Source organism: Haloarcula sp. CGMCC 1.2071 (genome assembly GCF_037078445.1).
Taxonomy (GTDB): domain Archaea; phylum Halobacteriota; class Halobacteria; order Halobacteriales; family Haloarculaceae; genus Haloarcula; species Haloarcula amylolytica.
The window spans coordinates 1-16,282 of the sequence record NZ_JAYMGY010000012.1 but is presented as its reverse complement, the minus strand read 5'-3'; the positions used below and the strand labels follow the sequence as shown (position 1 = coordinate 16,282).

Annotated in this window: 12 protein-coding genes and 1 pseudogene; 6 read left to right on the top strand and 7 right to left on the bottom strand. The window is 55.4% G+C overall.

Features of this window, described 5'->3' with window-relative positions; translation table 11 throughout:
- Nucleotides 1-10: 10 nt before the first annotated feature.
- Complete coding sequence (locus VI234_RS17160) at nt 11-1,156, top strand: outer membrane protein assembly factor BamB family protein (RefSeq protein ID WP_080504292.1); 1,146 nt, start codon at nt 11-13, stop codon at nt 1,154-1,156.
- 1,511 nt (nt 1,157-2,667) lie between these two features.
- Here VI234_RS17160 and VI234_RS21335 read toward each other — a convergent pair.
- Nucleotides 2,668-3,173: pseudogene (locus tag VI234_RS21335) on the bottom strand (twitching motility protein PilT).
- Entirely contained in the window at nt 3,170-3,538 is a 369-nt protein-coding gene (locus tag VI234_RS17155) for a UPF0175 family protein (RefSeq protein WP_336330687.1), read from the bottom strand. The pseudogene VI234_RS21335 and the gene VI234_RS17155 overlap by 4 nt, the downstream one beginning before the upstream one ends.
- An 887-nt stretch (nt 3,539-4,425) precedes the next feature.
- On the opposite strand from VI234_RS17155, the gene VI234_RS17150 reads away from it, so the two are divergent.
- Together VI234_RS17150 and VI234_RS17145 are read left to right on the top strand one after the other, a co-directional pair.
- The gene (locus VI234_RS17150; protein ID WP_008308665.1) at nt 4,426-5,874 is read left to right on the top strand and encodes a cytochrome ubiquinol oxidase subunit I; all 1,449 of its coding nucleotides are present in this window, start codon (nt 4,426-4,428) and stop codon (nt 5,872-5,874) included.
- Nucleotides 5,867-6,862, top strand: coding sequence for a cytochrome d ubiquinol oxidase subunit II (locus VI234_RS17145; RefSeq protein WP_008308667.1), 996 nt, complete (start codon nt 5,867-5,869; stop codon nt 6,860-6,862). Before VI234_RS17150 ends, VI234_RS17145 begins: the two co-directional genes overlap by 8 nt.
- A gap of 508 nt (nt 6,863-7,370) precedes the next feature.
- On the opposite strand, the gene VI234_RS17140 is transcribed toward VI234_RS17145, so the two are convergent.
- The 3 genes from VI234_RS17140 to VI234_RS17130 all read right to left on the bottom strand — a co-directional run bounded on the left by VI234_RS17140 (nt 7,371) and on the right by VI234_RS17130 (nt 10,374).
- Nucleotides 7,371-8,102 (bottom strand): universal stress protein, encoded by a 732-nt coding sequence (locus VI234_RS17140; protein ID WP_336330686.1) that lies wholly within the window; start codon nt 8,100-8,102, stop codon nt 7,371-7,373.
- Between the two features lie 161 nt (nt 8,103-8,263).
- Nucleotides 8,264-8,917, bottom strand: coding sequence for a TrkA family potassium uptake protein (locus VI234_RS17135; protein WP_336330685.1), 654 nt, complete (start codon nt 8,915-8,917; stop codon nt 8,264-8,266).
- The gene (locus VI234_RS17130) at nt 8,914-10,374 is read right to left on the bottom strand and encodes an APC family permease (RefSeq protein ID WP_336330684.1); all 1,461 of its coding nucleotides are present in this window, start codon (nt 10,372-10,374) and stop codon (nt 8,914-8,916) included. The genes VI234_RS17135 and VI234_RS17130 overlap by 4 nt, the downstream gene beginning before the upstream one ends.
- Nucleotides 10,375-10,586: 212 nt before the next feature.
- Here VI234_RS17130 and VI234_RS17125 point away from each other — a divergent pair, with 212 nt between their 5' ends.
- The 3 genes from VI234_RS17125 (at nt 10,587) to VI234_RS17115 (ending at nt 14,049) form a co-directional block, all read left to right on the top strand.
- On the top strand, nt 10,587-11,240 hold the full coding sequence (locus VI234_RS17125) for a potassium channel family protein (protein WP_336330683.1): 654 nt from the start codon (nt 10,587-10,589) through the stop codon (nt 11,238-11,240).
- 390 nt (nt 11,241-11,630) lie between these two features.
- Complete coding sequence (locus VI234_RS17120) at nt 11,631-13,310, top strand: potassium channel family protein (protein WP_336330682.1); 1,680 nt, start codon at nt 11,631-11,633, stop codon at nt 13,308-13,310.
- Nucleotides 13,311-13,497: 187 nt separating this feature from the next.
- Nucleotides 13,498-14,049 carry a DNA integrity scanning protein DisA nucleotide-binding domain protein gene (locus VI234_RS17115; protein WP_336330681.1) on the top strand — a complete coding sequence of 184 codons (552 nt, stop codon included), beginning with the start codon at nt 13,498-13,500 and terminating at the stop codon, nt 14,047-14,049.
- A 206-nt stretch (nt 14,050-14,255) separates the two neighbouring features.
- Here VI234_RS17115 and VI234_RS17110 read toward each other — a convergent pair whose 3' ends face one another.
- Both VI234_RS17110 and VI234_RS17105 read right to left on the bottom strand, forming a co-directional pair.
- Complete coding sequence (locus tag VI234_RS17110) at nt 14,256-15,485, bottom strand: cation:proton antiporter (protein ID WP_336330680.1); 1,230 nt, start codon at nt 15,483-15,485, stop codon at nt 14,256-14,258.
- A 32-nt stretch (nt 15,486-15,517) separates the two neighbouring features.
- Entirely contained in the window at nt 15,518-16,018 is a 501-nt protein-coding gene (locus VI234_RS17105) for a cation:proton antiporter regulatory subunit (protein WP_336330679.1), read from the bottom strand.
- Nucleotides 16,019-16,282: the final 264 nt, after the last annotated feature.

The following is a 16,282-nucleotide window of genomic DNA, read 5'->3' as shown; positions in this document are numbered from 1 at the left end:
GTGAGTATTAATGGAATATCGTACACGACGCGCAGTTCTTGGAGCGGTGACCCTTTTCCTCGCCGGGTGTACGAGTGCGACTAAGAAGTTTGATGGCGAAAAAACTCAATCTGACTTAGTTTCATTAGACGAGTCGTGGCCACAGTCCCGCGGAAATGCGAAGAAGACTGCGTACAGCCAGAACTCAATTGCTTCCGAGGCCCATCAGAGGCGATGGCAAGCAGATGTTGGCACGCATCCAAACGGCGCATCGATGATTGGAGACGGACAGATCGTCGCCTCAACTATCGGTGACGGAATATCACTAGTCAATGGGCACGGGGAAGTCATGGACACGGAATACGTTGGGTTAACTGCGACAACAACACCTGCTATCGTCGGACAAGATTTCGTTGTATCTGCATACGATGAGGCGGTTTATCGCATCAGCTCTGAGGAGAGTTCGGTTCAATGGAAGTCACAAATAGATGGACGGCCTAGTCCCGTTACTGTTACTGAAGACCTGAATAGTGCGATTGTGGGGACATCAAAAGGTGAACTGACAGGAATCCGCGCCGAAGACGGCTATCATCAGTGGAATATCAACATTGACGATCCAATCAAAGCCTCACCAGCCGTTTTCGATGGGCGCGCGTACGTTGGTGGATATAACAGTGGAATCACAGCTGTTTCTATCGAGAACGGAGAAGAGCTGTGGTCCGTTGATACGGCCGGTTGTATTGGGCCTGTGGCAGTTGATAATAACAATGAGACGACTATCATCGCTGCTGGCCGAGACAAGATTCTCCGAGGGATTTGCGCCATCAACGGCGATGTTCAGTGGGAGAGGCCGGTGGGGAAACATTTGACACCTCCAGCTATTGTTGACGGGACAGTGTTCATCGGTGCTGAGACGAGAGTTGAAAGCTTTGACGTTTCTTCTGGCAACCGTGAATGGAGAGTTGATTTGGAAGATGTGGTGACGCCACCCGTAGTTACCTCCGAATCGGCAGTTGTCGCCGCCGGTAATGAAGTCGTAGCCATTAATCATAAGGGAGAAGTTGATCTTACTATTGGTCGGACTAAGAGTCCGCCGATTACCCATCCTGTGGTACTTCCAGAAGGGATTCTCATAGGGACCGAAGACGGCTACTTAGTGGCGTATATCTCTTCGTAAGCTAACCTCAAAGGAATTTTCAACGATAGAAGCGACTCGGACAGTTTGTACATTTACTCTGAAGCCACCGCTAAGTCTAAGAGGGGCTGAATTCCGATAGAGGTAACGAACACTCAGCCCTCTCTTGTTTACTCAGCTTTGGACGTTAGCCTCGGGGAAGTCCGTAATCGGCATCATCTGTTCCTGCTACTACCTACGTCACGCTTCTGCTTCGCCGCGGACCGCCAATAAAATAGTATCAGCCGGTTCTTGTAGGATGGATAGGGCTGGCGGTCAGTAACCGCGGAGTTCACTCTTGACAACCCTTTCCTATCTGTTATGTGAACTGTACCTGAAGGAGTAGGGTGAAAAATATCGGCTTTAGATAACAAGCGTACAAGCATTATTTTGAGTGGGTTGGTAACAAGTCTTAAAGTGTCATTCTGAGTGTGTCAACTGGAAACTCCACCAGAGCACGAGATTTCAGGATATCAAATTCGACCACACTATAACGCTAATAATCACTTTGAGAGTTGATATTGATATTTTAATTATCGGCAGACTCAATATATATCTGAAAAAGTTGATTTAGAGGCTAGATTAACTCCTAAGACCTATTCATTCCGCATTTACAACTAAGACAAGTATTTAGATACTGTCGAAGGCTGATCTCGCCTCGAACTAGTTAGAGGGCAACGCATAGAGCGTACTCTCTCATCTCTCAGATCCGGACCAATGCAAATCGATGTTCGTTCGTAGCGCTTCGATATTCCGAAAATGGAGTAAAGATAAGACTACAGCGGGTTTAGAATGGAAGTAATACAGATATTCAGACGGAACAACGAGCCTGAACTGCTTCGAATCACGTCTCACGCACCACTTCCTGTTGGTCTCGAAACCCAGATCAACACACAGTTCCGGACGACACTCTATATACGCGAGGAGTATGGTTTCCTAATCTCATCGCGACATGCCTTCAGAACAATTGCCCGAAAGAGCGTCTGTATCTCGTAGCAGATCGACCCTTTATAGCAGTTCTGACCTTCAAATCTGAAATGGGCCAACACGAGCGCACAGAGAAACAGGGGTCACTGTGTTATGAGCGTCATGTTTGAACTACGTTTCCAAGACAGTCCGGATATCTGATTACAACCCGTCGAGTGAGAACGGTCGTACCAGGGCGTCGAATCGTACACTGGCCAGTCTTGATGAGGAGTCTATGGGACAGTTCGAAAGACCGCTTGTTTAGGGGTCGCTGTTGGCGGCATTCGTCAGTGCTGGAGAGACAGCTACTGCGCTTGGAGTGTTTTGTAAAAGGTCCGGTGATCGACGATACTGATACGAATTACCGGACTCACAAAACCCAACCACAAGTCAGGTTGGTGCGTCTGTCTGGGTCGGGGCACGTAAGCCGCCCAACCTCATCCCGCTCGCTTGCCGAACAGGGAGTGCTAGCGCACGGCTGAGGGAACCAACAAAAGCCTCGGGCTACCGAGTCCGAGCTCAGGTGTTTTGAACTCCGAACAAGCCCGTCATCGATACTCCGAGATCGTTCGATACGGGACGTAGTAGCCGATCTCATCGATCCACTTCGACAGCCACTCGTCAGCAGTAGCTTCGCCGATCCTCCCAGCATCGATTGCAGCCAGCAGAACGCCAACCGAACCACAACGGTCACGCCCTGGTCTTTCGCAAACGACCGGGCATCTCCGTCGTCTGTCAGCAGTTGACCGTCGTGTGCGTCGGCGAGGGCGAACGCCTGTGCTTCCCCAGGATCAAGATGCCCCCCAACAACAGCTTCTCTGTTTGCGACAGTATCCGAAATCGCCGCAACTGGGATTTCGTCATCAAGCGTATCCAGTGCTTCCTGAAGATATGGGTGGTTAGCAACGCCGTGTTCGAGCTCCTCACGAACGACTGGTACCGTACAGATTCCAGAAAGGTCAGCAACTATCCACAGTTGATCGATGTACGCAAAATTCGAGAGGACAGTCGTATTCAAGACGCTTGGGTTCGCTGGGGTATCGTTACCTGTCATTTAGCACGGGGCTCCTCATCAGACGAGTCCTCATCATCAAATTCGAGTTCGCGTGCTGCCTCTACCTCGTAGGCTGCGTCGTCTTCATCAACGAGCCCGAGGCGAAGTTCCACACCGTGTTCACGGAGGATGTCACGCATCGTCCAGCGGTCGACATCAGCGAGTCTCGCAGCATCACCGAGTGTGATCCGCTCGCGTTCGTAGAGGGCGACCGCAGCTGCAATCCGTTCGTTCTCGTGGTCCTCGAAGTATTCACGCACGAACTCGCGCAACGCATCGCTCTTGCCCCCGAATACACCAGCCTCGACAGCACCCTCAATGAGGAGGTCGAGGTCATCTGGGTAGGAACCGGTAATTCGTGCCATCGTTCTCTCCAAGGCTACGACTTCATACTATTTATGAACTGTGCCAGAATGCCGTATGCATTGAGACGACAAGTCTCAACTACTGCGCTCAAATTCTGACCTTTGATATACAACACTATTATTGTCCGCATAGGTCCGTGATTCCCTTTATGTATTCTGTAGCTTCAGCCACTCCTGTACTGCAGACGGCAGACGAATCATCGCAGGGTCACGCATGAGATGCCACCGGCGCTCTTCATGACACGGAGACGATTGAACTCGTGCATTGAGAGCGGCGGTCTCAACTTCTGTGAGGATGCCGAAGACCGAATTGTGTCGCAGTTTGTCGAGCAGGCACTCTAATCGGGGCAATCGAAGGGTGATAGCTCCATATGCATTGAAACGACGGGTCTCAACCCGTGCCACGTAGCGATCGTCCGGTTCTGACTCACCAGGCTCGTTCCGGCGGTATCTGACTTTCGTGTCGGTTCACGCGGAATCCCAACACCCGCATTCTGGGCTTCGCTCTTGGGTAGGGGATTGTTAGTGGAGAGCCGCCTGGTGATTTTCTAAGAGTTGAACTACGCGATCAATCGATCCAGAACTGGGGGCGAAACCGGTTGAACGAGGAATCCCAGGGGTCTCACTCGAGGTGCGAGATCCTCACCAGCAGTCTACGCCACAAGAGCGTCCATGTGATTGATTTGTTCGCCATAATCTCGTTATCGTCGCCTCTACACACCCAATTCCGTCTTTTTCTTATTTCGCAAACTAACATTGGCATATAGATAATAATACCAATCTATAATGTAAGAAATATAGGCTTATTGATTAAAATGTTGTGGTGAATGCTCCAAAGTGGGAACCGTGGGGCTACTCATAAGCTATTGTGCCGTAGCGTAAGGTCAATGAGTCCAATCACACTACTGGGTGCCATCGACCCAGGATTAGTGACGTTCCTCTCACCAGAACTCGCGAGCCGTATGCAGTTCGGATGGACAATTTCCGTTCACATCATCTTCGCGTCTCTTTCGATCGGGCTCGCGCCGTTTATCATCTACTTCACTTGGAAAGACGTGCGGACGAACGAGCGGCGGTATGCGCGATTGCGCTCGTTCTGGGTGAAGGTTTTCGCCGCCGGCTTCGTGATGGGTACAGTCACCGGTATTCCGATGAGCTTCCAGTTCGGCACAAACTTCCCACAGTTCGCCGAGGTGGCTGGAGAACTGATCGGCGGCCCGCTGGCCTTCGAAGCGAAGATGGCGTTCTTCTTAGAGGCCGTCTTCCTTGGCGTGTTGCTGTACGGCCGCGACCGAGTCAAGGATCGGACATACGTCATCTCGTCAGTACTCGTCGGCTTCGGTGCTTGGCTGTCGGGGTTCTGGATCTTGATCGTCAACGCCTGGATGCAGACCCCACGGGGCTACGAGATGGTCACCCGCAACGGGATGGAAATCGCCAAACTAACCGACCCGTTCGCCGCGTTCTTCACCCCGCGAATGCCCTGGATGTACGTTCACATGATGAACGCGTCGGTGATCTCGGTCGCACTGCTGGTCGCAGGCGTCTCGGCGTACATCGTCTGGAAAAAGCCCGATGCTGAAGCCTGGAACACCGCACTCAAGTTGGCTGTCGTACTCCTGATCGTCTCCGCACCGTTTCAGGCGGTCCACGGCGACGCCTACGGCCGCCACGTCGCGGACACTCAGCCACAGAAGTTCGCCGCAATGGAGGCTCACTACGAGACGGGGCAGGCCGACCTACACCTGCTCGCGGTTCCGAAGTCACCTGAGGCACTCACCGATCCGCGCGCCGAGAATCTCGTCACCGTAAGCCTCCCCGCGGTCGGGTCGTTCCTCGCCAGTGGCGGGGACTTCGACGCCGAGGTCATCGGACTGAACGAGTATGATGAGAACCCTCCGGTAGCACTCGTGTTCTGGTCGTTCCGTTTCATGGTGGGGCTCGGGTTCCTATTCATCGGGCTCGCGCTCTGGGGCGGGTTCCTCATGTACCGAGGCCGGTTGGCCGACAGCACACGCTACCTGAAGGCGATGATCGCTGCATCACCGTTCGGCTACGCTGCGTTGCTCACCGGCTGGTACGTCACCGAGATCGGCCGGCAGCCGTGGGTCATCCAGGGCGAACTCAAGACGAGCGAGGCGGTGTCATCGACGCTCACCGGGGCCGAGGCGACACTGACTCTGGTTGCGTTTGTCGTGCTTTACGTCGGGCTGATGCTGACTGCGCTGTACATCCTGAAGTGGCTGGTCCGGGAGGAGCTCCGGTCACTCGGCGTTCGAGAGTCGAGTGGCGGCCGCTGGCACGGCCCGATTCCGTGGGTGAGTAGCGATGACTGACACGCTGTTGCCCGTCGACGCGTACCTCGTCGAGTCCCTGCCCGAGATCTGGTTCGGCGCCGTGCTGTTCGCGTTGGGGATGTACGTCGTCCTCGACGGGTTCGACTTCGGTATCGGCATGCTGTATGCGACCCGGACGGACGAACGCGAGCGGGAGACGTTCCTGGCGGCGTTTGGACCGGTCTGGGACGCGAACGAGGTGTGGGTCGTCGCCTTCGGGACGATGCTGCTAGCGGCGTTCCCGCGCGTGTACTCGCGCCTGCTGGCGGACAACTATCTGCTCGCGCTCGGGTTCGTCGTCGCGTTGGTGTTCCGCGGCCTCGGTCCGGAGCTCCGCGAGCAGCGCGACGACGAGCGCTGGAAGCGCTACACCGACTACGCGTTCATCAGCGGGAGCGTGTTCGCGCCGCTCCTGTTGGGGATGCTCGCGGGTCGCTGGCTGTTCGGCGAGGCGACGCTACCAGTGGCGTTGACTGGCGTCGGCCTAGTCGCCGTCTCGATAGTCACGGGGGCGGCGTTCCTCGCAGCCAAGACCGAGCCCGGTCTGGCATCGGAACTGCGAGCGTACGGTATCGGTGCGACAGTGGCGTACCTTGGCGGTGTGGTCGTGCTGCTGGGAACCGTCGTCCTGACCGATGGGGGCGGCGCTGCCGACGCGGTGCTCTCGCTGCCCGTCGCTGCAGTCGTCGCTCTCTCGGTCACCGTCGGGCTGAGCGGGAGCGTACTAGCCAGACGCGGCCGGTACCGAGCCTGGCTCGCGAGCGCACTGGCACTGCCCACACTGTTGACGGTCTTGGTCGCAATTCTGCTGTACCCGACGATTTACCCGCCGACCGGGTTGTTGGTTAGAGAAGCGGTCGTGTCGCCACTAGCGCTGAACCTCGTGACCGTCCTCGGGTTTCCGGTCCTGGTGCTGGTACTGTGGTACTTCAAATTCCTCTACGGCGTGTTTAGCGGCCCAATCGAGGGTGAGGGCTACGAGGGGTAACCCCACCAACCTCTCGCCGTTCCATTCTCCGCTCAATACTGGTGACTCTCCGATCGGGGATATGTACGATATGATGGAATCACATCCTCGCGATAGTGTATCACTCTCGGTGTCACACATCACCAGTACCGGCAACTGGAACGCGACAGAGCGTATCGGCTTCGAACTGCCGAGGACCGCATTGTGTCGCAGTTTGTAGAGCAGACACTATAGCTGGAGCCATCGAAGGTAGGTAGTTCCATATGCATTGAGAACACCGGTCTCAACTTCTGCGTAAAGTTGGGAGTTGAGACTACAGCGGGTTTAGCGGGACTGTAATGCGTGTTTTCGGATGTTTAAGCGATCGGGAACTGGCTCAGATTCCTCTCCAAACGGCTATTCCTATTGAATTGTCATAAACACCGAGTACTGGCGATGATAATCATGCTCAGCGGTTTTTAACAGCCTCAGGGTCCGCCAAGTTGACACACGAATTCGGCCAGCAGTGAGGGTGCCCCATCAGAATAATTCAGACACCCGATCGGATTGTGAGTTGAGGTTTGGCTGTTTCTTCAGCAAGCGTTTTTTGAACAGACCCAAAAACTCGCTCTCGCACTGACGGTTCGGACTCGCCGAGGACAATAAAATCGAAGTCAGAAACACGCGAGATGACTACATCAAGCCGTTCACCTTTCGTCGATTGTTCCCACTTGATTCGGTCGGGATCGATACCGAGTTCCGCAAGTCGATCTGCGAGGCCGCGGAGCATATACTCTGTTGCATCATACAGACGTTCATTGTCGTTCGTTGCGGCGTGAAAGAGCAGAAGTTCCACGTCACTATCGGCAAACAGGGCCCCAAGGGTGGTGACAATCCGATTGAGATCGGCATTCGGTTTCACCAGAACAAGTCCACGTCTCGTTTCTGACGGGGGCGATGTTGTCCCCGGAAGGAGAATTGATTCACACTCGTACTTGTTCGCGGCCCTATCGATTGATTGGTCCTTATTATTTGTAAATACCAATCGAGTCTGCACTGTAACGCCCTCATCGGTAAAACGGCTTGCCACTGTCTCAAGTCGTTGTTGAGCTTCCTCTTCGAACTGATTACGGACTTGGCTGGGGGCCGATTGATCCGGAATTGGCCAGTATCCGAGCAGAATAACCTCTGATGATTGAACTATCTGAGTGTCTATCTCAGACCGAGATGTTGAATCGGACATATTAATTGGAATCAAGACCCTGTTGAGCGATTCCGGCATAACGTACGAAGATACGCTCCCCAGCGCTTATTTGTGTTTTCCCTGTCACCTCAGTGAGTCCAGTGGCTACATCACGTGGGTAGTTGTGCAACAGGACAGGCCCGACCACGGTTCACAGGCAGTCGAGGCGGATGCCACGGGGCTTGACCCGAGGTAATTGACTAGCCGCGCATCAAATTCATGACCTCATCGACCACGTCAGGTTCGACAGCGACGACGTAGCTGCTCCCTGGTGACAAGGTCGTGTCGGCACGAGCGATTCGCTCACCGTTCGCGTCGGACACGACGAGGGTTCCCTCGGGAAAGCGTACGTCCGAGAGTGCTTTCCCAGCGGCCGGAGCGCCGTCAGCAACGCGAATAAGCATGATATCGAGGGAGCCCGTGACGTCGGCAAGTGTTTGGACATCGCTACCCAGGATTTCGTTGGCCGCCACTCTCGAGCCGGCCCGTTCGGGAAAGACCACCGCGTCGACGAATCGGGTGTAGGCCTCACCGGCTGTGCGGTCAATACGCGCGACCGTCCGGATGTCGGGTGTCAACTCTGCGGCAGCTAAACAGACCGCGAGATTTAATCCTGTTTCACCCGTGAGCGCGGCAATTGCGTCTGCTCGGTCAAGGCCTGCCTGTTCGATGATATCCGGATTTGTCGCGTCACCCTGGATAACAGTCGCTATCCATTGATCGGCGATATCCGAGACAATCCGGTCATCGCGTTCGATAATCGTCACGTCGTGACCGCGGTCAGCGAGTATCTCGGCTGTCTGGAAACCGACGCGTCCACCGCCAGCGATGATAATATCGAGGTCACTAGTCATGGGTAGTCTTCAGCCTCAGGTGTTATTTCAGTGGCGGCAGCCGCCTGGTTGCTGTCCGATTGCCCTTTGACCCGTTTAAGTGCGAAATACACAAGCGCTCCAAGCAGAATCCACGCCACGCTGAGTGCCAGCGCCAATGGATCTGTTCGGAGTAGGTACTCCACGAGCACCCCCGTCAAGAGCAGATTGAGCGCGATACCAATCAGTGGCGGCACTGGGTAGAACGGCATCTCGTACGGCCGGTTCATGTTCGGGCGCTCCCTGCGGAGTCTGATGACGGCAACGTTGACGATAATGAACGACAACAGGAAAAACAGGCTCGACATGTTGCCAGCACTTTGTGTCGGCAGTGCCACTGACCCGAGCATCACGACTGCGCTGGTGAGGATTGCAACGAACGGCGTCCCGTAGCGGTGGTGAATCTGACCGATTGACGGGAGCAACTGCCCTTCACGGCCCATCGAGAACGCTACGCGTGACGACGCGATGACGACCGCGTTGAGGGCGGTAAGTGTCGAAAACACGGCCCCAAAGACGATGAGTGCGCCACCGTTCTGGATAATCGGTAATCCGGTCGGCATGAACGATGTCGCTGCTGTGGCGATGCCTGCCTCGCCGGCGTCGGCCAGTCCTTGGGCCCCGAGCGTGCCGACGGCGACGGTCACGACCGCCAGATAGACGACAACCGTCACGGCGAGACTGAGGAATATTGCCTTGGGGATGTTTTCACGCGGGTTCTGGACCTCCTCGGTGACGGTGGTGATGAGGTCGTATCCCTCGAAGGCGATGAAGGTGAGCCCCATCGCCGGTAGAACCGCGGCCGCCCCGCTACCCTGCGGGAACAGCGGCTGGAACTCGGCCCCGGAGAACATCGGTGACGAGAGCCCGAACGCGACGAACACCCCCAGGATGGACACCTTGATGATGGTGAAAATCGTCTCAACACTGCCGCTGGCGGCCGTCGAAACAGCGTTGAGCGCTACGAGCGCGAGTACGGCCACGAACGCCAGCACGAAGGCCAGCGGGAGCGCCGCGTCAATGACTGGAACCGCGACAGCACCCACTTGATCCGGTGGCGGGACCACACCGTAAACGTGCAGCAGTTCGAGAAAGTTCGGTGCAAAGCCCAGTGCATACAGCGCCCCCGCAATCATGTAGGCAAACCAGAGCATCCAGCCCATGATGAACGAGGCAAAGTCGTCGAATATCTCCCGTACGAAGGCGTATCCACCGCCGCTTTTCGGAATCGAGGCGGCGAGTTCCGCATACGAGAGTCCTGTGAACGCTGTTACGACGCCATTCAGCGCAAAGACGAGAATCGCTGCCGGACCCGCGATTTCGGCAGCCAGCCCTGTCAACACGAAGATACCGGCCCCGATCATCGCTCCCATCCCGATCATCGTCGCGTCAAGTAATCCGAGTTCAGCCTCGGGTGACCGAGTTTGGCTCTTACTCATTGCGTCCTGTTTGTATTCAGCGTGCCATCCATCGTACGCTGTATGCACTCTGTTCGGACCATTTGAGTACCGAGGTAAGTTCTTCTATTGTAAGAACGGTGAGTGGATTTCTTAAAAGCTTATCATAGCCTGTCCCAGGCACAATAGGTGGTATTCTCGACCCATTAGAACTGCCGGGGCATTGAAGATGACGCGTTTTAAACAATACTGCAATGACCCGAACAAAGCGATTCGTCATCGCCGGCGGTGGGCGCGTCGGGAAACAGACCGCCGAGAACCTCGCGGATCAGGGTCACGACGTACTGCTAATCGAGGCCGACGAGGAGCGCGTCGAGGCGTTGTCCGACGCGTACATCGGCCCCGTCATCCACGGCGACGCCACTCGCCCGTCGATTCTCGAGCAGGCCGACCTGGCCGATGCCGACGCCATCGCCGCGCTCACCGACGAACCGGGCACGAACCTCGCAATCTGTATGGAGGCCCAGCAGTACGCCCCGTCGATTCAGACCATTGCGAGGGCAGAGACGGGGACGGAGCAGGAGTACGACGAGGTGGTGGATGCGACGCTGCTACCCGAGTACCTCGGTGGCGACTATGCGGCAGATATACTGACCGGCGAGGATATCCGGACGCTTGTCTATCCGACTGCCGAGCTCGATATCATCGAGGTGAGCGTCGCCCCGTCGGCCCCCGTTGCGGGGCGTCGGCTCGACGAGATCTCGCTCCCGTCCGGAAGCCTGCTGATCTCGACGGCGGACCGGACGGAACTCGCAGGAGCTGATACGGTGCTGGAACCTGATGAGCGCTATATTCTCGCCGTCGAAACCGACGTGGTCGATGAAGTGCTGAATCTCATGCGTGGCTAGCATTATAGAGATTAAGACAGAGTACAACCACGAGTGATTGGAATTCTATATATAACCGATAGGCGACTTCTGTGCGGTTCAGCCATCGCACAGCTTTCGACCAGGCTATCGGAATATTTCTTCAGAGAACAGGTCGTATCGTAACCCAGCAAATATTCCACCTGCGGTACAAAAAGTACCGGCATGAACCCAGGGGTGGACGTCACAAGTCGGTTTCAGGGTCGAGGTACCTGAGATCCTCACGAGCCTATTTAACGATTGTTTGGGAGTGGCCAGTGGCCCTGCCACGAGGGCTCACATCCGCCATTGAGTATACCCAAGACTATATAAGTTGAAATAGTATCAGGTACTCTTTTCAAATCATAACAACTATACTGGTAGCACCCACCGATGGTTGACCCTCTGAAACGACTGACTAATATCCAGCTTTCTCGGCGAGACCGCCTCGTCACCTATTATCTCACCGGGCTCGCTGCATTGATTGTTGTCTATACGGTCACGTATAATTTCGCGCTGGCACAATTAGAGGGGGTCAACCAATCGATATTCGCGTCGTTCGAATTTATCGTCCAGACAATGACGACGACTGGATACGGCCAAGATTCGGGTATCTGGAGCCATCCATTGATGTTCTTGTTCGTTGCAGCGACACAGATCTCCGGCATCGCGCTCGGGTTCTTTACACTCCGGCTCATCATCATCCCGCTGTTTACTGGTGCAGAGGTCAATCTTGACAATCGTCTCACCTCCAAGCAGGACCACGTCATTATTTGTGAATACCGTCGGGATTCGGCCGTACTACTCGACGAGCTAAGAGAGCTCGGCATCGAGTATGTCCTGATCTCCTCGTCCGAAGAGCACGCCAAGGAACTCGCTGACGACGGGTACTCCGTCATTGACGGCTCACCGCAGGATACGTCGGCGTTCGAACGAGCCAGCATCGATTCCGCACGGGCCGTCATTACAGATGCCGGTGATGCGAACGTCAACACTATTCTGACAGTGCGCTCGATCGACCCGGACCTCGAAATCATCACCCTTACCGACGACAGCGATATGCGTGATATCCTGCTGGATACGGGCGCCGATACCGTGCTGTCACCACACGGCGTTCTCGGTCGCCGACTCGCCGAAAAGGCTATCTCCTCGTTCAGTTCGGACTTGACGGATACAATTGATATCGGCGGTGAGATAGAGGTCACAGAAGTCCCAGTCCAGCAGGGGAACCGACTCATCGGGACGCGAATCCGAGACTCGAAAATCAGGGAAGAGACCGGCGCAAATATCATCGGTGCGTGGATCGACGGGGAGCTACAACTCCCACCTCACCCGGATGCGATTATCCGCTCGAATACGGTATTGCTCGTCACGGGCGCCCACGATGCCCTGGAGGCGTTCAGTGACTTTACCCAGCCGGCCCGAACGCTCCGGAAACACGAGCGTATCATCGTTGCCGGACAGGGAGAAGTCGGCCAGGCTGCACGTGACGTTGTGTCAGAGAGAGGGCTTGATACCGTGACGATTGATATCGAAGACCGAGATGGCGTGGATGTCGTGGGTGATTCCGGATCTGACGAAATCTTGGCTGAAGCGGGTATCGAGAGTGCCGGTGCTATTATTATTGGTCTGCCGGATGACTCTGCGGCACTACTGACAACCGTGTTAGCTCGGTCGTTGAATCAGGATATCGAAATCCTCGTTCGGGTAAGTGACACCGATGCGACCCGGAAAGCACTCAGCGCTGGAGCGGACTACGTTCTGTCGGTTCCACGGGTGAGTGCTCGAATGGTCGCCAGGGAACTCCGCGGCGAGGACGTCCTTGCACCAGCGAGTCAGATTCGGCTACTCCGTGTTCCCGCCACACCACTGGCTGGGTCGACACTCGCCAAGTCAGGCATCTACGAAAAAACGGGTTGTCGCGTCATCGCTATCGAGGACGAGTCTGGGTTCACCAGCGCGGTTGATCCACAACGGAAGTTCACTGGAACCGAGCACATTGTCCTCGTCGGCTCCGATGAGGCAGTCCAGCAGTTCAGAAAGCAGTTCGACGTCTCACCAATAGAGTCTTAGAACTCACCACCTGAAGGTTATCTACTCCTACTGTTCGATGGGTGTGAGTCTCTCTGAGGCCGATGATTGCGCCACAGACCGACCCAATCCCGCCGACCCAATCTCGGGTCGATACCTGAATTTGCTGTCAATCCGTAACCGACCGCTCTTATTACAGTAGACCAGTGAATGTAGGATACGAATTCTCATGACAGACCCGGATCCGTTACGAGTCGAATACACCACAGTGAGGGAGTTGATTGATTTTCTCATGTATACGGTCGAGAGCATCAGCCTTGGCTTCGATCGGTGGGAGGAAGAGCACATCCGCGGCCCTGGATTGTATTTCGTTATCGTGACTGGGGTCCACTCCGGGGCATATGCTGACTCATTAGGCGAGAATATGTGGCCGACCGAAACCTGTCAGGTCGTGTCGGAAGATCTTGATAGACTCGTCGAGGCGGCACGCACAGTTGGGTTCACACGTGATGGTGCTGTTATCATCAGCACGGACGGCACCATCCAAGAGCAGATGGTCCGAATCAAAAGCCAAAGTGACGTCGACGAAGACACACCGCTTGATTATGCCGACTGGATGGGAACAAAGCATCTGAGCGCCATTGAAGTCTCGATTCGTTCAGAGGTCGTTGCAGCTATCACACTCAGCGAAGAAGACGGACGGATGTCGCTTTTCCAAGATGGAAGTTATGAGGATTACAAGCGCCACGAATTAGGTGGTGTGTGGCGCCCAACGGATTGATCTAATCGTCTTTATCCCCGATCACGGCGGTAACAGCGCGGAAGCCCACCGTTTACGGGTGGGAGGAAGCGCGTGCGCTCCATGCAACAACCCACCAGTATCGGCATTACTGGCTCCCCAATATCATCCCAAGAACTATAATGAAAGTGAACAACTGATATATAATCATTTCTTCCGAATGTGGTTGAAATAATGGGGGCTTCCGATTAGTTCTCAGCGGAAGAGTCGGAGAGGGCTGCTGAAAGTCTGGGGACAATAGCCCCCTCAATCGGAGTCGAATACTGCATCAACATCGTTCCGATGATACTCATAACTAGGACATAGCCGACGGCAAATGCATAGATTGTCTGGGCAACTGTATCAGTCAGTGTGGTTCCCGCACCAGAAAGTGCCAGCGTAGCGATGATAAGTGAAAATTCGCCCCGAGTAGTCATTCCGAGTCCGACCCGGAGTGACTGGCGGATAGTCAGATCGTATATCTGACCGCCGAGATACCCACTCACCAACTTCGTCGGGACCGTCAGTACGACAGCGACAAGGATGAGTGCGAGCACACCCGCGAACACCAGCGGATCGGTCACGAGGCCAATCCAAACGAAAAAGACAGCCGCAAAGAGGTCCCGAATCGGTTCGAGTAGCCGCTCCAGTTGTTCAACGTGTTCGGTCGAGGAGAAGGCCATGCCAATAAAGAAGGCAGCGACTGCTTCACTGACGCCAAGCATAAGGGCCGCACCGGCAGTGAGAACAATGATTCCCACGGCTCGAAGGACGACGAATTCGTGCGAATCAGCGTCAAGCACACGCTGGAAGAACGGCGTGCCGAACCATACGACTACCAGCAAGAGGAGGATGACACCCAGTGCAACTCCGATCGACTGGACAGCCGCCCCGATATCACCGCCCCCGAGCAGCAGTGCCGAGGCAATTACGAGGTACACCGCGATAACGAGGTCCTCGTAGACGAGCGTCCCCAGCATCGGTTCGGCCTCATCGTTGGCGATCCACCCGATGTCGATGAGGGATTTCGTAATGATAGCCGACGAGGAGATGTAGACGATTCCCGCCACCAGAAACGCCGGCAGGAACGCCCGAAAGAGGACGAACCCGAGCACCAGCCCGCCCCCGAAGTTGACGACGAGGTCGACCGTCCCGGCTTTGCCGATGCGGCTCCGGTTGGCGAGCAGGCGATTGAGGTTGAACTCGAGTCCGAGGAAGAACAGCAGGAACACGATGCCGAGTTCGGCTCCCAGTTCGACGAACTCGGTCGCGTCAAGCGCGTAAGGACCGAGTCGCCCGGCAACATTTGGACCGAGAAGGATGCCAGCGCCGATATAGAACGGGATGACCGACTGCCGGAACTGGCTGGCGATACCACCGACGAGTGCAACCGCGGCAAATAACACTCCGAGTTCGAAAAGCGCCACTTCACTGACCACACCACATCACCTCCAGTTCGTTCGCCATGGAGTCACTCTGAGTTAGCGGCGTCGTTGGAGACGAACGAATCGAACTTCTGCAGGTCCTCCTGGGAGCCGATGACCACGAGCGTGTCACCAGCCTTGATGACCGTATCCGCCTGTGGTGATGGCATGACGGAGCCATCCCGCTCGATGGCAGCAACCGACACTCCCGTCCGCTCCCGGACACGCGCGTCCGCCAGCGTTTGGCCGGCGATTTCCGACCCGTCGTCGACGTTGTACCACTCCATGAACGTACCCTCTGCGAGCATGGTCTCGACCTGTTCGGATTGGACCGGTTGGAAATGAGCACCCTCTAGAATAGTCCCAACAGTACGAGCCAGGCGGTCAGGAAGTTCGAACAGTTTCTCGGAATCAGCACCCTCTGTGGCCTTGAGGAATACCTCCCGCTTGCCGGTGTTGTGCGTGACGATGACGAGTCGTTGTTCGTCCCCGATCTCAACCTCGAATTTCTTCCCAACACCGGGAAGATCACTCTCGTAAACAGTCATACCAGACTTGTGTTTGGGGAGCCTAATAAAAACGACCGCGTATACAGTGAAAAACAGACTATTCGCTCCATCGGTGTCGTCAAATGGACCCTGGTGACGGCATCAAAACTGGGGGAACGGTAGTGGGAAATCATTATTTTTGACTTACGCTCTTGTGAAGCACGTTGTTGATTTTTAGAGGGCGGCGTTGAGAGCATGTTTGAGCGCTTCGTCACCTGGTTTTCTGTAGAGTTCACAGCGGAGCTGAAAGGCTCGGAGATACGG